At 75.0% G+C, this 22718-nt stretch carries 12 protein-coding genes; 6 read left to right on the top strand and 6 right to left on the bottom strand.

All coding sequences use genetic code 11. From position 1 onward, the window contains the following. Positions 1-4: 4 nt before the first annotated feature. From AB0G01_RS29795 to AB0G01_RS29775, 5 genes are read left to right on the top strand one after another with little or no spacing between them, the layout of a single operon-like run. Positions 5-1195 (top strand): FAD-dependent oxidoreductase, encoded by a 1191-nt coding sequence (locus AB0G01_RS29795; protein WP_360952205.1) that lies wholly within the window; start codon positions 5-7, stop codon positions 1193-1195. Beyond that, positions 1192-8538, top strand: coding sequence for an amino acid adenylation domain-containing protein (locus AB0G01_RS29790; RefSeq protein ID WP_360952202.1), 7347 nt, complete (start codon positions 1192-1194; stop codon positions 8536-8538). Before AB0G01_RS29795 ends, AB0G01_RS29790 begins: the two co-directional genes overlap by 4 nt. After that, positions 8535-11636, top strand: a complete 3102-nt coding sequence (locus AB0G01_RS29785) for an amino acid adenylation domain-containing protein (protein ID WP_360952199.1) — start codon at positions 8535-8537, stop codon at positions 11634-11636. Before AB0G01_RS29790 ends, AB0G01_RS29785 begins: the two co-directional genes overlap by 4 nt. Further along, positions 11630-12763 carry an acyl-CoA dehydrogenase family protein gene (locus AB0G01_RS29780; RefSeq protein WP_360952196.1) on the top strand — a complete coding sequence of 378 codons (1134 nt, stop codon included), beginning with the start codon at positions 11630-11632 and terminating at the stop codon, positions 12761-12763. The genes AB0G01_RS29785 and AB0G01_RS29780 overlap by 7 nt, the downstream gene beginning before the upstream one ends. Beyond that, positions 12760-13455 carry an alpha/beta fold hydrolase gene (locus AB0G01_RS29775; RefSeq protein WP_360952193.1) on the top strand — a complete coding sequence of 232 codons (696 nt, stop codon included), beginning with the start codon at positions 12760-12762 and terminating at the stop codon, positions 13453-13455. The genes AB0G01_RS29780 and AB0G01_RS29775 overlap by 4 nt, the downstream gene beginning before the upstream one ends. Here the strand turns inward: AB0G01_RS29775 and AB0G01_RS29770 are convergent. From AB0G01_RS29770 to AB0G01_RS29745, 6 genes are all read right to left on the bottom strand, one after another. Continuing rightward, the gene (locus AB0G01_RS29770; RefSeq protein ID WP_360952190.1) at positions 13392-13919 is read right to left on the bottom strand and encodes a response regulator transcription factor; all 528 of its coding nucleotides are present in this window, start codon (positions 13917-13919) and stop codon (positions 13392-13394) included. The two genes, AB0G01_RS29775 and AB0G01_RS29770, sit on opposite strands and share 64 nt — an antisense overlap. 8 nt (positions 13920-13927) lie before the next feature. After that, the gene (locus AB0G01_RS29765; RefSeq protein ID WP_360952187.1) at positions 13928-15130 is read right to left on the bottom strand and encodes an amidohydrolase family protein; all 1203 of its coding nucleotides are present in this window, start codon (positions 15128-15130) and stop codon (positions 13928-13930) included. Between the two features lie 501 nt (positions 15131-15631). Then, positions 15632-18097 (bottom strand): AAA family ATPase, encoded by a 2466-nt coding sequence (locus tag AB0G01_RS29760; RefSeq protein ID WP_360952184.1) that lies wholly within the window; start codon positions 18095-18097, stop codon positions 15632-15634. A 63-nt stretch (positions 18098-18160) separates the two neighbouring features. Continuing rightward, complete coding sequence (locus AB0G01_RS29755) at positions 18161-19525, bottom strand: aldehyde dehydrogenase family protein (RefSeq protein ID WP_360952181.1); 1365 nt, start codon at positions 19523-19525, stop codon at positions 18161-18163. A gap of 1 nt (position 19526) precedes the next feature. Beyond that, positions 19527-20621 carry a phenazine antibiotic biosynthesis protein gene (locus AB0G01_RS29750; protein WP_360952178.1) on the bottom strand — a complete coding sequence of 365 codons (1095 nt, stop codon included), beginning with the start codon at positions 20619-20621 and terminating at the stop codon, positions 19527-19529. 131 nt (positions 20622-20752) lie between these two features. Further along, on the bottom strand, positions 20753-21397 hold the full coding sequence (locus AB0G01_RS29745) for a lytic polysaccharide monooxygenase (RefSeq protein ID WP_360952175.1): 645 nt from the start codon (positions 21395-21397) through the stop codon (positions 20753-20755). A gap of 190 nt (positions 21398-21587) precedes the next feature. On the opposite strand from AB0G01_RS29745, the gene AB0G01_RS29740 reads away from it, so the two are divergent. Continuing rightward, positions 21588-22712 (top strand): DUF4034 domain-containing protein, encoded by a 1125-nt coding sequence (locus AB0G01_RS29740; protein WP_360952172.1) that lies wholly within the window; start codon positions 21588-21590, stop codon positions 22710-22712. Positions 22713-22718: the final 6 nt, after the last annotated feature.

The raw sequence follows: 22718 nt of genomic DNA, 5'->3' as shown, positions 1-22718 counted from the left end.
CACCGTGCAGAACACCGTGCAGAACTACGACGTCGTGGTGGTCGGCGGCGGTCCGGTCGGCCTGGCGACGGGGTGGCAGGCCGCCGAGCGCGGCCACCGGACCCTGGTGCTGGACCGGTACGGCTTCTTCGACGAGCGCGGCGGCACGAGCGGCGCGGAGCGGCACTGGCGGCTCCAGTACACGCAGGAGGACCTCTTCCGGCTCACGCTCGCGGCCCGGCCGCTGTGGCACCGGCTGGAGCACCTCGCCGAGCGCACCCTGATCCACCACATCGGCAGCCTGTGGTTCGGCGACGTCGACGTGGACACCAACGAGGGCCGGATCGCCGACACCGCCCGGGTGATGGACAAGCTGGACGTCGGCTACGAGTGGTTGGGGGCGCGGGAGATCGAGCGCCGCTACGGGTTCACCGCGCTGCCCGACCACTACGAGGGGTTCATGCAGCCCGACGGCGGCACGATCGACGTGCGCGGCACCATCGCCGCCCTGTACGGGCTGGGCCAGCGGGCGGGGTGCGAATTCCGCTCCGGCGAACGGGTTCTGGCGCTGGAACCGGACGCGGACGGCGTGACCGTGCGCACCGGGCGGCAGGAGTACCGCGCGGCCAAGGTCGTGCTGGCCGCCGGCGGGCACACCAACGACCTGCTCGGCCCGCTGGGCGCGGAGCTGGACGTCAAGCTCTACGAGATGCCGCTGGTGTCGTTGCGCCGCCGGGACGAGCGGGCCGACTTCCCGTTCTGGTTCGTGTTCCAGCAGCCGACCGACGAGGACACCAACCTGTTCTACGGCTTCGGCCGCAACCCGTGGTCGCCCGGCGACCTGGTGCGGCTGGGCACGGTGTTCGAGGTCAACCCCCTCGACCACGCCGACCGCGCCACCGGCCTGCCCGACCCCCGGCACGTCGGGCGGGTCGGCGAGTGGGTCGCGCGGCACGTGCCGGCGCTCGACCCGACGCCGGTGCACACCTCCGCGTGCCTGGCCGCGCTGCCCGGCGACCCCGGGCGTCAGTTCCACCTCGGCCCCGTCGGCCACCTGGTGCCGCACGGGGAGCACATCGTCGTCTACAGCGCGGGCTGGGGCTTCAAGTTCGTGCCCCTGCTCGGTCAGATCTGCGTGGACCTCGCCGTGGACGGCCGCACCGCCCACGACATCTCCCGCCTGTCCCCGTCCGCCCTCCGGGAGGCCCGGCCGTGACCGTCCGCATTTCCACCCACACCGGGAACATCGCCGTGGTCGGCATGTCCGGCCGGTTCCCCGGCGCGGGCTCCGTCGACGAGTACTGGCGCAACCTGCGCGCGGGCGTCGTCTCGATCGCCGACGTGTCGGACGAGGACCTGCTCGCCGAGGGCGTGCCGACCGAGCTGTTCCGCCGGCCCGAGTACGTGCGCGCGGCGGCCGTGCTGGACGGGATCGACCAGTTCGACGCGGGGTTCTTCAACCTGTCCAACCGGGAGGCCGCTCTCCTGGACCCGCAGCAGCGGCTGTTCCTGGAGACCGCGTGGCACGCGCTGGAGGACGCCGGGCGGGGGCCCGGCACGGACTCCGACGTCGGCGTGTTCGCGGGCGCGGGCATGTCGGCGTACCTGATGTCGAACCTGCTGGGCGGCAACCGCGTGGTGACCAGCCCGTCGATGTTCGAGCTCCAGATCCACAACGACAAGGACTACCTGGCCAGCCGCACGGCGTTCCTGCTCGGGCTGACCGGGCCGGCGGTGACCGTGCAGACGGCGTGCTCCAGTTCGCTGGTCGCCGTGCACCAGGCGGCGCGCGCCCTGCTGGCGGGCGACTGCGGCACGGCCATCGCGGGCGGGGTGTGCGTGCGGGTGCCGCACCGGGTGGGTTACCTGTTCGAGGAGGGCCTGATCTACTCGCCGGACGGGGTGTGCCGCCCGTTCGACGCGGACGCGCGCGGCACGGTGTTCGGCAACGGCGTCGGCGTGGTCGTGCTGCGCCGGCTGGAGGACGCGCTGGCCGACGGCGACACCGTGCACGCGGTCATCCGGGGCACGGCGGTGAACAACGACGGCTCGGACAAGGTCGGCTACACCGCGCCCAGCGTCGCCGGGCAGGAGCGGCTGATCACCCTCGCGCTGGACGCGGCGGGCGTGGACGCCGGGACGATCACCGCGCTGGAGGCGCACGGCACCGGCACCCAGGTCGGCGACCCGATCGAGATCACCGCCCTGACCCGGGCGATGAGTCGGCACTCCGACGCCACCGGGTACTGCGCGCTGGGCTCGGTCAAGGCCAACATCGGCCACCTGGAGTCCGCCGCCGGCATCGCGAGCCTGATCAAGGCCGTGCTCCAGCTCAAGCACCGCGAGCTCACCCCGGACCCGCACTTCCGCAACCCCAACCCGAAGATCGACTTCGCGCGGACGCCGTTCTTCGTCAACACCGAGGCCGCGCACTGGGCGAACGGCACCCACCCGCGCCGGATCGGGGTCAGCTCGTTCGGCATCGGCGGCACGAACGCGCACGCGATCCTGGAGGAGGCACCCACCGCGCCCGCCGAGCCGGCCGGTCCGGCGCGCCCGCAGGTCGTGGTGCTGTCCGCGAAGTCGCCCAAGGCGCTGGACCAGGCCGGCGAGCGGCTGGCGGACTTCCTGGCCGACTCCCCCGACGGGTTCGGCGGCGTGGCCGCGACGCTGCGCCGGGGCCGGGGGCCGCTGCGGTTCCGCCGGGCGCTGGTCGCGGCGGACAGCGCCACGGCGGTCGACCTGCTGCGCGGCGGCGACCCGACGCGGGTGGCGGGCTCGGCCGCGCCGCTCGCACCGCCCAGGGTGGTCTTCCTGTTCCCCGGGCAGGGCACCCAGTACCCGGGCATGGGGCGCGGGCTCTACGAGCACGAGGAGGTGTTCCGGGCCGAGGTGGACCGGTGCGCCGACCTGCTCGCGCCGCTGCTCGGCCTGGACCTGCGGGACGCGCTGTACGCGGCGGACGCCGAGGACCCGGAGGCGGCGGCCCGGCTGGCGCGGACCGGGCTGGCGCAGCCGGCGCTGTTCGTCACCGAGTACGCGCTGGCGCGGCAGCTCGCGAGCTGGGGCGTCGAGCCGGACGCGATGGTCGGGCACAGCCTGGGCGAGTTCGTCGCGGCCACCCTCGCGGGGGTGCTGGAGCTGCCCGACGTGCTGCGGCTGGTCGGCACGCGGGGCCGGCTGATGCAGGAGCTGCCGCCGGGCGGGATGCTGTCGGTGGCCGCCGCCGAGGACCGGGTGTCCGGTCTGCTGTCCGGGGGGTTGTCGGTCGCGGCGGTCAACGCGCCCGGCCTGTGCGTGGTCTCCGGCCCGGACGACGAGCTCGCCGCGCTGCGCGTCCTGCTGTCCGGGATGGACGTCGGCACCCGACCGCTGCACACCTCGCACGCGTTCCACTCGGCGGTGGTCGACCCGATCGTGCCCGAGTTCACCGCCGAGGTCGCGCGGGCGGCGCTGCGCCGCCCGGACCGGCGCATCCGGTCCACGGTGACCACCGGCTGGCTGGAGTCCGAGGCCACCGACGCCGAGTACTGGGGCGCGCACATGCGGCGTCCGGTGCGGTTCGGCGCGGCGGTCCGGGACGCGGTGGCCGAGCTCGGCCCGAGCGTCCTGCTGGAGGTCGGTCCGGGCAACACCCTGGGCACGCTGGCCCGCCAGGCCGTGGCGTCGCGGGTGCCGGTGCTGACCGGGATGCGGCGGCCCGACCAGGAGGGCTCCGACGTCGACGTGCTGCTGTCCGCGCTGTCCGGGCTGTGGCTGGCCGGGGTCGAGGTCGACTGGGCGCGGTCGCAGCCGGTCGCGGGCCGGGTGCCGCTGCCCGGCTACCCGTTCCAGCACCGCAGGCACTGGATCGAGCCGCGCGGCACGTCCGCCGCGGCGCTGTCCGTCGAGGTCGCCGAGCAGCCCGCGGACGAGGCCGAGACCCGGCCCGACCACCTGATGTCGAGCTACACCGCGCCGCGCGACGAGCTGGAGACCGCGATCGCCGGGCTGTGGTCGGAGTTCTTCGGCATCGCCCGGATCGGCGTGCACGACAACTTCTTCGAGCTGGGCGGCCACTCGCTGCTGGCCACCCAGATCCTCAACCGGCTGCGCACCAGGATCGGCCGGACCGCGACCCCGAGCCAGCTACTGGCCCGGCCGACCGTCGCGGGCCTGGCCGGGCTGCTGGCCACCGCGACACCCGACGAGATCGCGCCGGACCTGCCCGAGCTGGTCGCCGAACCGGCGCGCCGGCACGAGCCGTTCCCGCTCAACGAGATGCAGCAGGCGCAGTGGATCGGCCGGCTGGGCAGCTTCGACATGGGCGGCGTCGCGCCGCACGTGTACCTGGAGTTCGACAGCACCACCCTCGACCCGCGCCGGCTCGAACGGGCGTGGCGGCAGGTGGTCCGCAAGCACGAGATGCTGCGGATCGTGGTGCTGCCCGACGGCCGCCAGCGGGTGCTCGCGACGGTGCCCGACTACCGGCTGGCCGAACTGGACCTGCGCGGCCTGGCACCGGAGGAGGCGCGGGCGCGGCTGGCCGAGGTGTCCGACCGGATGTCGACCGAGGTCCGGTCCGCCGACACCTGGCCGCTGTGGGAGGTCCGGGTCTCCCGGCTGGACGACGACACGATCCGCACGCACATCAGCTTCGACCTGCTGTGCGCGGACGTGGCGAGCTTCTTCTACCAGGTGCTGCCCGCGTGGCGGGACTTCTACACCGACCCGGCGCGGTCCGCCGAACCGGACGAGGTGTCGTTCCGGGACTACGTGCTGGCCGAGGAGTCGTTGCGGGAGACCGACCTGTACGAGCGGTCGCTGCGGTACTGGCAGCAGCGGGTCCGGGACCTGCCGCCCGCGCCGGAGCTGCCGACCGTGGTCGCGCCCGGCGAGCTGGCCCGGCCGACGTTCGTGCGCAAGCACGGCGTGCTGTCCACCGAGGTGTGGGCGGCGATCCGGGAGCGGGCGGGCGAGCACGGCGTGACCCCGTCGAGCGTGCTGCTCGCCGCGTACGCCGCCGCGATCGGCCGGTGGAGCCGCAGCCAGCACTTCACGTTGAACTTCACCGCCGTCAACCGGCTGCCGTTCCACGGCGCGGTCGACGACATGGTCGGCGAGTTCGCCTCGTTCGAGCTGCTGGAGGTGGACCTCAGGGCGGTGCGGACGTTCGGCGAGCTGGTCACCCAGGTCCAGGCGCGGAGCTGGGCGGACTTCGAGCACCGCTACGTCAGCGGGGTGCGGATCCTGCGCGAGCTCAACCGGCTGCGCCGGGACACCACGGGCGGCGTGATGCCGATCGTGTTCACCAGCGCCCTGCCGACCGAGACCGACGCGGCGGCGCTGGCCTCGCCGGTGGCGTGGCTGGGCGAGCGGGCCGGGTTCATCTCGCAGACCCCGCAGGTCAGCATCGACCACTTCGTGCTGGAGCTGGAGGGCCGGCTGGAGCTGGCGTGGCACGCCGTCGACGGGTTGTTCCCGGACGGCCTGATGGGCGACGTCTTCGACGCCTACCAGGAGCTGCTGGCGAGCCTGACCGAGCCGGCCGGGTGGGGGGGCGCGCCGCTGGCCGCGCTGCCGCCGGCCCAGTCGACCGCCCGCGCGCGGGCCAACGACACCGGTGGCCCGCTGCCCGCCGGCCTGCTCACCGACCGGGTGCTGGCGGCCGGGGCGGACCCGGCGTCGGCGACCCGGCCGGCGGTCGTCACGGCGGACCGGGTGCTGACCCACGCGGAGCTGTCCGGGCGGGCGGTCGAGGTCGCGCGGGCGCTGACCGACCGGGGTTTCGGCGCGGGCGCGGTGGTCGGCGTCGGGCTCGCCAAGAGCTGGCGGCAGGTCGTGGCCGTGGTGGGCACGTCCGCCGCGGGCTGCGTCTACGTGCCGATCGACCCCGAGCTGCCCGAGCAGCGGCGGCGCTGGCTGGTCGAGCACGCGGGGGTGGAGTGCCTGGTGCTCGGCGCGGACGACGACCACGTGTGGCCCGACGACGTGGCCAGGGTGGTGGTGCGGGAGTCCGACGACTGGACGCCCGCTCCGGGGTGGACCTGCCCGGCGTCGCCGGACCAGGTCGCCTACGTCATCTACACCTCCGGGTCGACCGGCACGCCCAAGGGCGTCGCGGTCACCCACACCGCCGCGCTCAACACGCTGGCGGACGTCGAGGAGCGGTTCGGCATCACCGCCCGGGACAAGGTGCTCGGGCTGTCGTCGCTGAGCTTCGACCTGTCGGTGTTCGACGTGTTCGGCATCCTCGGCGCGGGCGCGGCCCTGGTGCTGCCGGACGCCTCCGCGCGGCGCGACCCGGCCCACTGGGCCGACCTGGTGCGCGCGCACGGCGTCACCGTGTGGAACTCGGTGCCCGCCCTGCTGGAGATGCTCGTCACGTACCTGGAGGGCGAGGGCGGCGCGGTGCCGCTGCGGCTGGCGATGCTCAGCGGCGACTGGATCCCGGTCCGGCTGCCCGACCGCGCCCGCGCGCTGGTCCCGGAGCTGTCCGTGGTCAGCCTGGGCGGCGCGACCGAGGCGGCGGTGTGGTCGATCGCGTACCCGGTCGGCGAGGTGCCGCCGGAGTGGACGTCCATCCCCTACGGGTTCCCGCTGCGCAACCAGACCTTCCACGTGCTCAACGACCGGATGGAACCCGCCCCGGTGTGGACCACGGGCCGGCTGTTCATCGGCGGTGCCGGACTGGCCGCGTGCTACTGGAACGACGAGGAGCGCACCGCCGCCTCGTTCGTGCGCCACCCGGTGACCGGGGACCGGCTCTACCTGACCGGGGACCTGGGCCGGTACCTGCCCGACGGGTCGATCGAGTTCCTCGGCCGGGAGGACTTCCAGGTCAAGATCGGCGGGTTCCGGGTGGAGCTCGGCGAGGTGGAGCACGCGATCGGCGCGCACCCCGCCGTGCAGGCGGTGGTGGCCACCGCCGTGGGCGAGCGGACCCAGCAGCGGCTGGTCGCCTACGTGGTGCCCGCCGAGGGCACCGACCCGGCGGCGCTGCCGGACGCGGTCCGCGCCCACCTGACCGACGTGGTGCCGCACTACCTGGTGCCCGCGGACTTCGTGCTGCTCGACGCGTTCCCGTTGAGCGGCAACGGGAAGGTGGACCGGGCGGCGCTGCCCGCGCCGGACCGGGCCGGGCAGGCCGACGACGAGGAGCCGGCGGGCGAGACGGCGGTGGCGCTGCTGGCGCTGGCCCGCGAGATCCTCGGCGTGGAGACGGCGGGCGGGCTGGACAACTTCTTCGCCCTGGGCGGCGACTCGATCATGGGCATCCGGTTCGTCAGCCGGGCCGCCGCCGAGGGCCTGCGGATCAGCCCGCAGGACCTGTTCGAGAGCGACCACTTCCAGGACCTGGCCCGCCGCCTGGACCAGGCCGCCGACCAGCGGGCGGACGCGGCGGCGATCCCGCTCACCGCGCACCAGGCGCTGCTCGCGGCCGGGCGGCGGGTCACCCGGCAGGTGCTCGGCGCGGGCGGGACCGACCCGGCGGTGGCCGAGCGGGCGGTGCGCGAGCTGCTGCGCCGGCACGACGCGCTGCGGCTGCGGCTGGGCGTGCTGCCGGACGGCTCCCCCGGCCAGTTCGACGGCGGCGTGCCGGACGAGGGCCTGTTCACCGAGCTGGACCTGGCCGGGCTGCCCGCGACGGCGGTCGCCGAGATCGTGGAGGAGATCGCGGCCGAGACCGACCCGGCCACCGGGCCGGCCGCGAAGGTGGCGCTGCTGCACACCGACGACGGTGACCACCTGGTGTTCCTGGTGGCCTCGGTGGCGGCGGACGACGGCTCGTGGCCGGTGCTGCGCGGCGACTTTGAGCACGCCCGCCGCGCGCTCGCGGAGACCGGCTCGGTCACCTGGGCGACGCAGCCGGGCTCGTTCCTGGCCTGGGCGGACGACCACGCCGGCTCGGACGACCGCGCCGGCGAGGAGGTCTCGGAGGTCGAAGAGGTCTCCGAGCTGACCGGGGAGCTGCGGACCTCGTTGACCGCCGAGGAGACCTCGGCGTTGCGCGACGCGGCGTTCGGCGGCTACCGGCTGGGGCTCGGCGAGGCGGTGGCCGCCGCGCTCGCCCTGGCGCTGCACCGGGTGGGCGGACCGGCGCTGGTCGCCGAGCGCTCCGCGCGTCCGTCCACGTTGGACGGCACGGTCGGGCGGTTCACCGGGCTGGTCGCGGTGGACGTGACCGGCGGGGACCCGGCGGAGGTGGTGCCGACCGTCAAGCGGCGGATCCGGCAGGGCACGCCGCCCGGCGACGGCCCCCGGATCGTGCTGCGCGAACTGGCCGACCACGACGGCGCGGAAGCGGACGGGCCCCACAGCACGACCGCGAGCGCCGAGACCGTCGCCGAGGTCGCCGGCGTCGTCGCGGCCGGCGCGCTGCACCTGACCTGGCGGCACCGGGGCGCGCCCGAGGTGGCCGGGGTCGCCGGGGCGTTCGCGGACGCCGCGCGGACCGTGGCCGAGCACTGCGCCCGGACCGGGACGACGCACTACGAACCGTCCGACTTCCCGCTCGCCGACATCGGACCGGACGAGCTGACCGCCCTGCTGTCCACTTTCGAGGAGCGACAGGCGTGAGCGCCAACCACGACATCGAAGACGTCTACGAACTCACCCCGATCCAGCAGGGCCTGCTGTTCGAGCAGATGGCGCGCGCCGACGCGGGCGTCTACATCGAGCAGCTCGTGCTGACCTTCGACGGGACGTTGCACGTCGACGAGTTCGGCCGGGCCTGGCAGCGGGTGGTCGACCGGCACCCGATCCTGCGCACCTCGTTCCACTGGCGCGCCGAGGGCAACCCGATCCAGGTGGTGCACCGCGACGCGCGGATGCCGCTGGAGGTGCTGGACTGGCAGGACACCCCGGTCGAGGAGCAGCGGCGGGAGCTGACCGCGTGGCTGGACCGGGAACGCGTCGAGGGCTTCCCGCTGGACCGGGCCCCGCTGATGCGGATCACGGTCATCCGGAGCGGACCCGGGACGTGGCTGTTCGTCTGGCGGCTCTCGCACCTGCTGATGGACGGCTGGTCGTTCGGGCTGGCGGTGACCGAGTTCATCGACCACTACCGGGACGAGTGCCTGGGCGTCGGCCTGCCCGGCCGCCCGATGCGCCCCTACCGGGACTACGTGGCGTGGTGGGCGGGCCAGGACGGGCGGGACGCGGTCGAGTTCTGGCGCGAGGAGCTCGACGGCTTCGTCCCGCCCGAGCCGCTGCGGCTGGGCGGCGCGGAGACCGAGCGCGGCCGGCCCACCCACGGGTTCGTGGAGCTGGACCTCAGCGACCTGGAACCGGGCGTGCGCGAGCTCGCGCGCACCCACCAGCTCACCCTCAACACCGTGGTGCAGGGCGCGTGGTTGATCGTGCTGGCCCACCACTACGGCACCACCGACGTGGCGTGCGGGTTCACCATGGCCCACCGGCCGGCGGAACTGCCCGGCAGCGAGACGATCCTGGGACCGCTGATCGCGACCATGCCGGTGCGCGAGCGGCTGGAGCCCACCCGGGCGGCGGTGCCGTGGCTGCGCGACCTCCAGGTGCACATCGCGGCGGTCCGCGACCACACCACCGTGCCGCTGTTCGAGGTGCAACGGGTGCTCAAGCTCCCGCTGGACGTGCCGCTGCTGGAGAGCAGCGTGTCCTACGAGAACATGCCGATGCCGGACTTCGCGCTGGCCGAGACCGGCATGAAGCTCACCGGGATGAACTACGACGGCCGCCCGCACTACCCGATCACGATGGTGATCATGCCGGGCGACGGGATGCCGCTGCGGGTGATCTACGACCAGAGCCGGTTCTCCCCCGACGCCGCCGCCCGGTTCTGCGACCAGTTGCGCGCGGTGCTCGCGGGGTTGGCGACCTCGCCGGAGCTGACCATCGGCGAGCTGTTCCCCGCGCCGGAGGAGGCCGTCCCGCTGCCCGGCGCGGCCGAGCGGCCGTCGGTGGCGCAGGCGTCGCCGCTGCACGCCACCTTCGCCGCGTGGGCGGCCCGTGCGCCACGGGCCGTGGCGACCGTGTTCGGCGACCGGCGGCTGACCTACCGGCAGGTGGACGACCACGCCACCGCGATCGCCGAGCGCCTGGTGGCGCTGGGCGTCGCGCCGGGCGACCGGGTCGGGTTGTCGCTGGAGCGCTCGGACACGCTGGTGGCGGCGATGATCGGGGTGTTCCGGGCCGGTGCGGCGTACGTGCCGCTGGACCCGGCACTGCCCGCGCGGCGGCGGGCCGGGATGATCGCCGACGCGGCGGTCACCGCCGTGGTCACCGCCACGGCCTCCGGGTTCGCCGGGCCGGAACTGGTGCTGGACGGCGAACTGCTGACGCCGGCGGGCACGCCGCTGCCCGAGGTCTCGCCGGACGACCCGGCCTACGTGCTCTACACCTCGGGTTCCACGGGCCGGCCCAAGGCCGTCGTGGTGACCCACCGCAACGTGCAGAGCCTGCTCGCGGCGGGCCGTGACCTGTTCGGGTTCGACGACGGGGACGTGTGGACGTTCAGCCACTCCTTCTCCTTCGACTACTCGGTCTGGGAGATCTGGGGCGCGCTGGGCAACGGCGGCCGGCTGGTCGTGGTGCCGCGGCTCACCGTGCTGTCGCCGGACGCCTACGCGGGCCTGGTCGCGGCCGAGTCGGTCACCGTGAGCAGCCAGACGCCGCTCCTGTTCGAGAGCTTCACCGCCGCGTCGGGCGAGGTGCCGGCGCTGCGGCACGTGTTCATCGGCGGCGACCGGCTGCACGCGGCGACGGTGCGGCCGTGGTTCGCCCGGCACGGCGCGGACCACCCGCAGGTGCACAACCTGTACGGGGTGACCGAGGCGGCCGTGGTGTCGACGTGGCACCGGATCACCGAACCGGACCTGCGCGCCGACGCGCCGCTGCCGATCGGCCGGGCGCTGCCCAACCAGCGCGCGTACCTGCTCGACGACCGGGGCCGCCCGGTGCCGCCCGGCGGGCGCGGCAGGCTGTCCGTGGCCGGTGAGGCGGTGGCGCTCGGGTACCACGACCGGGAGGAGCTGACCGCGAGCCGGTTCGGCGTCGAGGCCGGCACCGGCGAGCGCGTCTACCACACCGGTGACGTGGCGTGGGCGCTGCCGGACGGCACGCTGCACTTCGGCGGCCGGGACGACGCCCAGGTCAAGGTCCGGGGCCACCGGGTGGAGCTGGGCGAGGTCGAAGCGGTGCTGCGGACGCACCCGGCGGTCGCCGCGGTGGTGGCCACCACCCGCCCGGACGGCGCGGGCTCCGCGCGCATCCTGTGCCACGCCGTGCCGTCGGGCGAACCCGTGCCGGAGGAGGAGGTCCGCGCCTACGCCGCGCGGCACCTGCCCGAGCACATGGTGCCCACCGCGCTCGGCTGGCTGACCCGGCTGCCCACCACGGCGGGCGGCAAGGTCGACGTGCGCGCCCTGCCCGAACTGGGCCTGCCGGCCGGTTCGGGCGACGAGCCCCGCACGGAGCTGGAACGGGAGCTGAGCGGGATCGTGGCCGGGCTGGTGTCGCTGCCCGACGTCGGCGTGCACGAGGAGTTCGCCGGGCTGGGCCTGCACTCCGGCCACGTGCTGCGGCTGATGACGATCCTGCGCTCGCGGTGGGACGTGTCGGTGCCGCTGCGCGAGCTCTACGTGTCGCCGACCGTGGGCGAGCTGGCCCGCCTGGTGGAGCGGGAGCGCGCGTGCTGACCGAACCGACCACGACGTGGACCGACGACGCGTGGCGGGCGCACGTCCGCGACTTCGCCCGGGACCGCATCGCGCCGCTGTCGGACCGGATGGACCGGGAGGCGGCGCTGGACCCCGGGCTGCGCGCCGAGCTGTTCTCCGCCGGGCTGATGGCGCTGGAAGCGCCCACCCGCTACGGCGGGCGGGGCGCGTCGCTGACGCAGGTGATCTCGACCATCGAGGAGGTCGCCCGGGTCGACTCGGGCGTCGCGGTGGCGGTGGACGTGCACAACGCGCTGATCGTCGCGGCCCTGCTGCGGCAGGCCGACGCCGACCAGCAGCGGCGCTACCTGCCGCAGCTCGCGACCCGGCGGATCGGGGCGTTCGCGCTGTCCGAGCCGCACGCGGGCAGCGACGCGTTCGCGCTGTCCACCGTCGCCGAGCCCACCGACGCGGGTTTCCTGCTCACCGGGCGCAAGCGGTGGACCAGCAACGCCGGCCAGGCCGACCTGTTCCTGGTCTTCGCGCGGACCGGCGGGCAGGGCATCTCGGCGTTCCTGGTCGACCGGGAGTCGCCGGGGCTGCGGGTCGAGCGGCACGCCGAGCAACTGGGCGTGCGGGCGGCGTCCACGGCGGACCTGGTGCTGTCCGGGGTGCCGGTGCGCCGGCAGGACTGCGTGGGCGGGATCGGCAACGGCGAGGGCGTCGCGATCGCGGCGCTGGACATCGGCCGGGTCGGGATCGCCGCGCAGCTCGTCGGGCTCGCCCGGGGCGCGCTGGACGAAGCCGTGGCCTACAGCCGCCGGCGCGAGCAGTTCGGCAAGGTGATCGGCGGCTACCAGGGCGTCCAGTTCACCCTCGCGGAGGTCGCCACCGAGGTCGCCGCCGCGCGGGCGCTGCTCTACGAGGTGACCCGGGTCGTGGCGGCGGGCGCGGACATCGCCGAGCGGCTGCGGCAGTCCGCGATGGCGAAGCTGTTCGCCTCGCAGGTCGCCGAGCGGGCCGCGTCGGCCGCCGTGGAGGTGTTGGGCGGCAACGGGTACACCCGCGAGTACCCGGTGGAGCGGTTCTACCGCGACGCCAAGGCGGGCAAGATCTACGAGGGGACCACCAACATCCTGCTGCGCAGCATCGGCGGCGCGCTGTGAGCGCGTCGCCCGGGAAGGTCCGGCTGTACTGCTTCGCGCACGCGGGCGGCGACGCCCGGTCGTTCGCGCCCTGGTCGGCGGAGCTGCCCGAGCACGTCGAGGTGTGCCCGGTGCAGCTCCCCGGCCGGGGGCGGCGGTTGCGCGACCGGCCGGTCGCCACGCTGGCGGCGGCGCTGGCCGACGTGCTGCCGGTGATCGACACCGGCGGTCCGTACGCCCTGTTCGGGCACAGCCTCGGCGCGGTCCTGGCCTACGAGGCGGCGTCGCGGCTGGCACGGGGCCCGGTGCGGTTGTTCGTCTCCGCACACCGGGCACCGCACCTGCCGCTGCGCGAGCCGGTGATCCACGACCTGCCCCGGGAGCGGTTCGTCGCCCGCCTGGCGGAGACCGGCGGGATACCGCGGGCCGTCCTGGACAGCCCCGGGTTCCTGCGTGCCCTGCTGCCGGCGCTGCGCGCCGACTTCACCATCTCCGAGACCTACCGGTACGTCGAGCGACCCCCGCTCGACTGCCCGGTCGACGCCTACGGCGGCCTCGACGATCCCGATGTCACCCCAGCGGAACTCGACGAGTGGCAGCGGCACACCACGGGCCGCTACCGCCGGAAGCTGTTCCCCGGCAACCACTCCTACCCGGAGACCGCCCGCGGCTCACTGCTCGCGGAGCTCGCCGCGGCCCTGCCGGGCACCTGACGGGGGCCGCCCGCGACCAGGCCGCGGTGCATCGCGATCACCACGGCCTCGGTCCGGTCGGCCGCCCCCAGCTTGTCGTAGACGATGTGCAGGTGCGCCTTCACCGTCTGCTCGGTGATGTGCAGCATCCGGGCGATGCGGCGGTTGGAGGAGCCCTCGGTCAGCAGATCCAGCACCTGCTGCTGCCGGCGGGTCAGCCGCAGGCGGTCCGGCTCGGCCGCGCCGGGATCGGCGCGCGGCTGCTCCTCCGGTCGCCGGCGCGGCCACGCCGAGCGGTCCCGGATCGCGTAGACGGGCCGGGGCGGGCGGCCCGCGGCGAGCAGCCCCTCCCGGGTGCGGCGGGCGAAGTCGCCGAGTTCCTGGAGCCCCGCCAGCACCTTGTCGATGGCGTCGATCGCGGCCCTCACCCCTTCCTCGTCCATGTGCTCCGTTGGTGCGAAACCGTTCTTCGGTTCGAAGTCCACGCGTGGACTCACCCTTTCGCGACAGGTTGTTTGACGAGTCGTCCGGATTTCCAGACGTGCGTCACTGCGGTGGGACGAGTCAGTACGTCGATGTCGTCCAGCGGACTGGCCGACAGCGCGATCACGTCGGCGTCGAAGCCCTCGGCGAGCAGCCCGGACCGGGGTCCCTGCGGGCCGAGGGTGAGCGGTGCGTTCGCGGTGCCCGCCTCGATCGCCTCGGCCGGGGTGAACCCGGCGGCGACCAGGTGCCCGAACTCGGCACCGTTGCGCCCCCAGGCGAAGGGCGACCCGGGCGAGCTGGTGCCCAGGTCGGTGCCCGCCGCGATGGTCACGCCCGCCTCGCGGGCCGTGGCGATCGCGGTGAGGTGCCGGTCCTGCAAGGCGTCCAGCTTGCGCAGGGAACCCGGCGGCACCGCGTCCCGGCGGGACAGGATCGCCTCGTAGATGGTGCGGGTGGCCACCAGGACCGCGCCGGTCTCCTTCATCGCCTGTGCGGACTCGTCGTCGAGCTCCGTACCGTGCTCGATCGTGCGGCACCCGGCCTCCAGCGCCGCCATGATCCCGCGCTTGCCGTGGCAGTGCGCCGCGACCACCCGTTCGGCCCGGCCCGCCTCCTCCACCATGGCCCGCAGCTCCTCCGGGCCGAACTGCTGGTGCAGCGGATGGTCCAGTTCGCTCAGGACGCCGCCGGAGGTGCACAGCTTGATCACCCGCGCGCCGAGCCGGAGTTGCTTGCGCACCGCGCGCAGGCACTCCGGCACGCCGTCGGCCACCTCCAGCATCCCGTCGCGGCGCTCCGGGTCGGTGACCCACGCGTACGGCAGGCCGTGCGCGTCGGAGTGCCCGCCGGTCGGGCTGATGATCCGGCCCGCGCCGTAGACGGTCGGCCCTTCCACGGTGCCCTCGTCGATGACCCGGGCCAGGTGCACGCCGTACCCGCCGAGTTCGCGGACGCTGGTGAACCCGGCGGCCAGCGCGGTTTCCGCGTCCTTCACCGAGCGGGCCACGGCCACCTCGGCGGGGGTGAGCATCAGCCGCTCGGTGCTGACCGGGCCGCGCAGCCCGGAGAAGTGCGTGTGGCAGTCCCACAGGCCGGGCATCACCACCGGCACCCGCACCCGCACCACCTCCGCCGGGGTGTGCGGCGCGTCGGCCGCCGGTCCCGCGTAGGTGATGGTCGCGCCGTCCAGGTGGACCGCGGCGTCGGGCACGGGTGCGCCGCGCCCCGGTACCAGAAGTTCGGCGTGAATGGAGAACACGGCCGGTCGCCCCCCTCAGAGTCGCCACTCGCGACACCACCCGGTGAAACGACCGGGTGACGTGACCTTTCCACAGCGTAGGGCCCGCAGTGACGTTTGAGAAGGGAAGCGTGATGATTACCGCAGGTCGGCTGTGATGAAACGATCGTCCTGGCGTGACGGAATACCTGTGACAACGGAGTGCGGGCGGGACCGGGGAGCACCCCGCGGCAGACGGGACCGCAGCCGGGTACGACCCGAGTCATTCAGCGCAATTGCCCGGGAACGCCGGCGGGTGCCGGGACCGGCGCGGAAACCGCAGTTGAGAGACCCTCACCGGACCACTCCGGGCGGGTGGTCGGAGTGGCGCGACGCCATCTCCGCAGAACTGCGGCGTTGCCGCCGAACGGGGTGCCGCACTCCGCTGGATCGAGGGAGGGCGGAAGTTGAAGTGGGTTCAGGTGTTCCGCCGGATCACGTACTTTCGACGTACGGGGGCATCCCTTCGGCCCTGCCGCGACTATCCGAATCCAGGGACGCGCCGGCCAGTTCGCGCCGCCCGGCGATACCGAGCTTCCGGTACACCTGGGTCAGATGCATTTCCACCGCACGTCGGGTGACGAACAGTTGTTCGGCTATTTCCCGATTCGTCCGCCCGGCCGCCGCCAAGCGCGCCGCGCGGCGCTCCCCGGCGGTGAGCGCGCCGGGACCGGACACCGTCCCGCGAACCCGCCCGCCCGATTCCCGCAACTCCGCCGCGAACAGGTCCCGCAACCGCCACGCGCCCGCTTTCTCCGCGAGCAGGCAGGCGTCCTTCAACCGCGCCCGCGCGGCCCGCACGCGGCCGACCCGGGCCAGCAGGCGGCCGTGCTCGCCCAGCGCCGTGATCCCCTCCAGGCCCGCGACACCCCCGCTGGTCGCCTCGGCCAGCAGCCGGACGCCCTCGACGCCGCCGAGCGCCTGCCCCAGCAGGCGCAGCCCGCGCGCGCGGTCCGCCGGGTCGCGGGCCTGCGCGAGCTCGGCCTCGGCCAGCGCCCGCGCGGCCGTCCGGCGGCCCGCGTCCAGCAGCGCCGGGACCGCGAACACCCGCCACGGCGGCCGGTGCGGGGCCCGCTCGCCCCACCGCGCCACCTGCCGCCCGCAGCGCAGCAGGTCCGCGACCGCGCCCCGCACGTCGCCCGAGGCGTGCCGCAGCCGGCCGCGACTGGCCAGCAGCGCCACGTGGTGCAGGCGCGCGGGCAGCGCGCCGGCCAGGCCCGAGGACGCCAGCAGCCGGGTCGCGGTGTCGAACCCGTTGCGCTCGACCAGCGCGTCCACCAACGGCGGCAGGGCGGCGACGAACACCGTCCGGCGGTCCCGCCCGGCCACCGCCGACAGCAGGGCCAGGGCGGCGGTGACGGTCGTGGCGGCGTCGTCCAGGCGGGCCGCCGCGAGGAGTTCCTCCACGCGTTGCGCGCACACCAGCGCGGACCGCAGCGGGCCCTGGTCGCACGGCGGCACGTCCCCCACCGCCGCCGCCCGGACCGCCCACCCGGCCGGCGTCCCGGCCGACCGCGCGGGGCGGAGGGGGAACCCGCCCGCCACCGCCAGTTCCGGGTCCTCCGCGACCAGCACCGCCAGCAGCGCGTCGCGCCGCTCCGACCACGGCTCGGCCTGGAGGACCCGCGCGGCCTCGCCGCCCCGGTCCAGCCGGTGCAGCGCCCGCGCGCGCTCGAAGGCGAACGACCGCCGGTCCCCGGCCAGCCGCGCGGCCTCGTCCAGCCGGGCCAGCGCGGCGGTCGGGCTGCGGTCGAGCTCCTCGGCGGCCAGCAGCCGCAGGAACTCCGCCCTGGCCGGCGCGGACAGCCGGTGCGCCAGCAGGGTGCGCAGCAGCCCGGCGCGGTCCGCCGGCCGGGCCGACCGCACCACCCGGACCAGCGGCTCCCCCACCGCCGGGTGGTCGGCCACCCGGCTCGCCAGCAGGTAGGCCACCAGGTCGCGGCCGTCCGCGCCCGCCCGGCGCAGCGCGCCCGCACCGGCCAGCACCAGGCGCACCCGCTCGGCCGGCGGCATCGCGTCCAGCAGCGCGGCGCGCACCACGGGCTGCCGGAACGCGGGCCGGCCCGGCCGCACCAGGCCCAGCCCGACCAGCCGGCCCAGCGCCAGGCCCACCGCGAACACCGGCAGTTCGGCGAGGGCCGCGAGCGCCTCCGGGTCGGGGTCGGCGGGCAGCACCGCCAGCGCCCGCGCCACCGGCAGGTCCGCGCCGAGCTGCCGCAGCAACCACGCCGACACCCCGGCCGGCACCGCGTCCGACACCTCCGGCAGCCGCTCGCCCCACCGGACCAGCACGGAGAGCACCTCGCCGAGCAGGTTGGGGTTGTTGCCGGTCCACCGCCGCAGGTCGGCGCGCACGGCCGGCGGCGCGGCGGGCAGCGTCGCGGTGATCACCTCGTCGGCGGCGGCGTCGGCCAGCGCGCCCAGCTCGACCCGCGCGGGCGCGGGCAGGTCGCGGAACAGCTCGGCGAGCAGCACCGGGTCGCCCGCCGCCCCGCCGGGCAACCGGCAGACCAGCAGGCCGACCGGCAGGCCCGCGACCCGGCGGGCCAGGAACGCCAGCGCGGTCAACGACTCCGGGTCGCTCCAGTGCAGGTCGTCCACGACCACCAGGACCGGGGTCGACCGGGACTCGGCCAGCACCCGCCGGTGCAGCTCCTCCCGGTCCGCCGCGCCGCACAGCCGGCGCACGAGCTGACCGGCCGCCGTCGACTCGTACGGGCTGCCGCCCGCGTGCAGCACGCGGAACCCGCGCCGCTCGGCGGTGGCCGCGGCGAACCGGCTCACCGCCGTCTTCCCGGCCCCCATCTCCCCCACGACGCCGAGCACCGACCCCCGGTGCCCGGCGATCTCCGACAACCACCGCGCCACTGTCCGCAGCTCCGCCGCGCGCCCGAACAACACCCTTCGACGACTACCACCGCACAAGCCGGGACGACAACGGGAGTAGCGCGCGCGGTGTAGGACTCACCGTACGAAGGTCTTGCCCCGCATGAGGAATTCCCCGAGGTACCCGTCGTGCGGCAGGCCGGGGCGCTTCCAGTTGGTCGGGTACGCGCCCACGTGCACGTTCGCGATGGTCGGTTCGCGGAGCAGGCCGTCGAGCAGGCCCTCGTCGTCGGTGAACGCGGTGAGCACCAGGGTGTCCCGCAGCGGCGCGATGCCGACCGCGCGGCTCCAGGGCGCGACCCACACGCACGGGAAGCCCAGCTCGACCCGCGTCTGGGGTGCGTCGGCCCGGTCCAGCAGGTGCACCGCCGGGGTCAGCACGGCCGACCCGTCGCCGAGCTCGGCGACGATCCCGTGCTGGCCGAGCAGGCACTTCGCCCCGTCCGCGCGGTCGCGCAGGAAGTCGTCGAGCGCCTTGGCCTCGGCGACCGGCCGCACCGGCAGCGCCGCCCGGTCGTCCTCCGGCGGCAGCACCGGCAGCTCGGCCAGCCGCGCGGCGATCCGCTCCGCGACCGGGCCCGGGTCACCCTCCACGAACACGGCGGTGGCGTTGACGCAGCCGGTGCCGGCCTGGCCGGCGACGGACTCCACCACGGTGTCCAGGAACGAGGTCCGGTCGGCGTCGGCGGTGAGCAGGACCTTGGACCGACCGGGACCTTGGGACAGCACACCGGTCCCGTACCCGCGTACTACATCGTCCCCGCCGAACGCGACCGCCAGGTCCGCGTCGGAGATCATCACGTCGGCGGTGCGGTGCTCGCCGGGCAGCAGCACCAGCCGGTCGTCGCCCAGCCCGGCCGCGCGCAGCGCCGACACCAGCCGGTGCGGCGTGAACGGCTCGCGGCGGGAGGGCCGGATCGCCACCCGGTAGCCGAACGCCACCGCGTCCAGCCACGCGGCGTGCACCGACGGCGTGTTGGCGGGCGCGTTCACCGCGAGCACCTCGCCCCGGCGCACCCAGACCCCCGACCCCTTCCGGGTCGTCTCGTCGCGCCAGTCCGCCACCGCGCCCACCGGGCGGGCCAGGCCGGCGGTGTCGGCCGCGCCGGCGGCGTGCGCGCCGAGCTGCGCGGCGGCCGAGCGCACCACCGGGATCGGCAGCCCGGACACCCGCGCCACGGTCCGGCAGTACGCCTCGGCGGACACGCCGTCCACCACGCCGTCCGCGAACAGCTCGCCGGCCTCGGCGAGCACCGCCCGCAGCCTGCCCGGCGGCAGCGGTTCCGCCCGGCGCAGCGCCGCCATCGTCCGGTGCACGTACAGCGGCGGCACCAGGCTCAGCTCGGCGACCGGCCGCCCGGAGACGTCGTCCACCCGCTCGGTGTTCTGCGTCCGGTACGGCCCTCGGGGGCCCAGGGCGTCCAGCGGCATCAGGGCGGGCACGTCAGTACACCCCTTCGATGACGGCGGTGTCGCCGAACTTCTTCACCGGCAGTACTTCCGACACGGCGTCGCCCGGGTAGCCCAGGCCGTGCTCGTGGCGGACGGCGGTGTCGCGCTCCAGGTTGTTGGGCAGGAACAGGTTGCGGGTGATGTGGTGGGTGACCAGTTGCCCGCGTTCGCCGTAGGGCACCGGGAGCCGCGTCTCCGGGTCCACCACGGAGAACAGCGAGAACGGCGAGGGCGGGTCGAACACGGCGGGGGTGCCCGCCGGCGTGCCCGGCCGCTCCGGGATGCCGCAGAAGATCATCGTGCTGCCGAAGATGCCGATCAGGTCGATGCCCGGGAACACCTCGGAGCGCAGCAGCTCGCGGGTGTCGGTGTCCATCGACGCGCCGCTCCAGGTGATCGTGGAGACCTTGTCCGCGATCAGCTTCACCAGGTCCTCGCGCCGGCAGATCGCCTCCAGCAGCGGCGGGGTGATCGCCATCAGCCCGATGTCCTGGCTGCGCAGCAGCCATTCGATCTGCTCGATCAGGTGGTCCACGTACGCGCGCATCTGGTCCGGTCCGCACCGCTTGGCCCAGCGCGGGTCGAGGTCGACGGTGAAGTAGATCGCGCCGAAGTGGGCCGCGGTGTCCCGGGCCAGCGAGCCGACCATGTGCGGCCCGGCGGGCACCACGCCCAGCCAGTTCCCGCCGGTCGGGAAGCCGTGCTCGGCCAGCCGCGACCAGTACCAGCGCCAGCTCTGCCGCTTCACGTCGGGCAGCACGAAGACCCGCTTGGGCTCGCCCGTGGTGCCGCCGCTCTCGCCCACCTCCGGCCGTTCGGTGATGTGCCCGAGCCGGGCGTAGCCGCGCGGCACCAGGTCCTCCAGCCGGGCGGCCCGCAGCTCGTCCACGACGTTGTCGAACAGCGCCAGGTCCTCGACCGTGCGCACGTCCCGCCGAGGCTCGAACCCGAGCGTCCGGGCCCGCTCCAACCAGAACGCCGATCCGGTCTCCGGTCCGAAGTGCCACTCCACGGCCTCGCGCACGAGGTCGTCGCCGTCCGGCGGGGTCTCCCACGGGGTGTCGAGCGCTGGGTTGGACGAACTCACCGTCGTACCTCCTCGGCCTCCACTGCACCTGAGCTACGACGATGCGCGGCACGAGGGGAAAAGTCGCTGCGGTCCCACCGAAGAATCCCGTCCCGGGTCCACTGTGGACACCGAAGGCCGGTACCGTCGAATCAGCCGAGGATCACGTCCGAGCAGGTGTAGAACGCCTCGCCGCTGTCCGGGTGGTGGCGCTGCCAGATCGAGTAGACCAGGTGCCGCCCGGTGCGGCCGGCCGGGATCGTCGCGCCGAGCTGGTACGCGCCGCCCGCGACCGGCGGGTTGTTCTGCCGGTGGAAGGGCACGTCGTCCAGGTCCGACCACTTCAGCGGCCTGGTCGGGTCGTAGCCCGGCTTGGTGAGGTAGAGCTCGAAGGTGCCGGGATGCCGGGCCGTGGCCTTGTAGGCGAACGTGTACGCGCCGCTCGCGGGCAGGTTCGTCGCCGGCCAGTCGGCGCGCGGCAGGTCGAGGCCCTGGTACTTGTCCCGGCCCGCGCCGCACAGCTTGCCGTCCGGGATGATCTGCCGGCTGTTCCCGTCGGCGTTGGGCTGGTTCACCTCGTCCCAGTCGTACAGCGGCCGGCTCTGCCCGACCGCCACCGCCGCCTTGCACGCGGCCGACTTCGGGTTCTCCGGGCCTTCGGTGAAGCAGCGGTAGACGCGGCTGGCCGGGTTGCCCATCGAGCCGTGCGCGTGGGCGGGCGCGACGACTGCCGCGCTGAGCGCCAGGACCGCGCCGGTGAGCGCGGCCGACACGGCGACGGGGCGTCGTAGCCTCATCACGGTCTCTCCACTCCTGCGGCGGCCGAAGGTGTTACCGCAGAGGTCTAGACCATGGTGGGCCGACCGCGCACGGCGGCGGTACCCCCGATCGTGGGACGCCGGTACCTCCCGGACCGCCGCGCCCGGCGGAACCCCGGCCCCCGGACCGGCTATTCCACGTCGCCTGGCCAGTTGTACAGTGCAGCCGTTGACCACCGGCACGGGGGACGGACCCTTCACCATGGCACTCACCACGCTGCTGCGACCGAAGATGCTGCGGACCCTGGTGTCCCTGGCGCGCGAGGCCAGGCGCGCGGGTCAGCCGTGGGACCACCTGATGGACTCCGGCACGATCACCGCCCGGCAGATCGTCCGGGCGCACCCGTCGCGGTGGGGCCTGCCCGCAGAGTCGGAGGTGACCGGCGACCGGCTGGTCGAGGACCCCGCGCTGCTCGCCGCCCTGGCCGGCCGCGACGCCGGTGACTGGCGGGCCGTCGAACGCCTGCTGACCGAGGTCGGTGCGGACTGGGAGCGCCGCGCGTACTGCGTGAAGGTGCTGACCGAGCACGACACCCCCGACGACGCGGCGTGGCTGCGGGCGTGGCTGCGGGCACGGCCGGAGTCCGCCGACGCGATCACCGCGCGCGCCTACTGGCTGGTCCACCAGGCGTGGGTGCTGCGGGGCAGCGCGCTCGCCGCCCAGACCACCGACGAGCAGTTCGCCGGTTTCCACCAGGTGCTCGAAGCCGCCTACGAGCGCGCCGAGGAGGCCACGCGGCTCGCGCCCGATGACCCCACGCCGTGGTGCCTGCTGGTCCTGGTCTCACGCGGGCTGGGCGTCGGCCGCGAACCGTTCCGCCGGTTCTGGGACAACCTGGTCGAACGCGCGCCGGCGCACCGCTACGGGCACGACCACGCGCTCCAGTACTGGCGTCCGCACTGGTCGGGCTCCTACCCGGAGATGTTCGACTTCGCCGAGCGGGCCGCCGCCTCCTCGCCGGCGCTCTCGGCTTTGCCGCTGAGGGCCGCCCTGGAGGCCGACGAGGGGACCGAGGGGGCGTTCCGGACGGCCGAGGTGGCGCGCGCGGTCGACGCGACCACGGCGTGGCTGGACAGCGGGAAGGCGTTCCCGCCGCACGCCCTCACCGACCGGTCGCTGCTCGCGCTCGCGCTGGTGCGGGCCGGGCGGGCCGAGGAGGCGGTGGAGCAGTTCCGCGTCCTCGGCCGGCAGGTCGACGACGTGGTGTGGGGCCGGATCGAGGGCAGGCCGCGCGACGGGTTCCTCCGGACGCGGGCCACCGCCTACCGGCAGGTCCGGCCGACCGCTCGCTGAGCGGGC

Source organism: Actinosynnema sp. NPDC023587, assembly GCF_040640215.1.
In the GTDB taxonomy this organism is placed as follows: domain Bacteria; phylum Actinomycetota; class Actinomycetes; order Mycobacteriales; family Pseudonocardiaceae; genus Actinosynnema.
The sequence above is the reverse complement of the archived record's forward strand: the minus strand, read 5'-3'. Positions and strand labels throughout refer to the sequence as shown.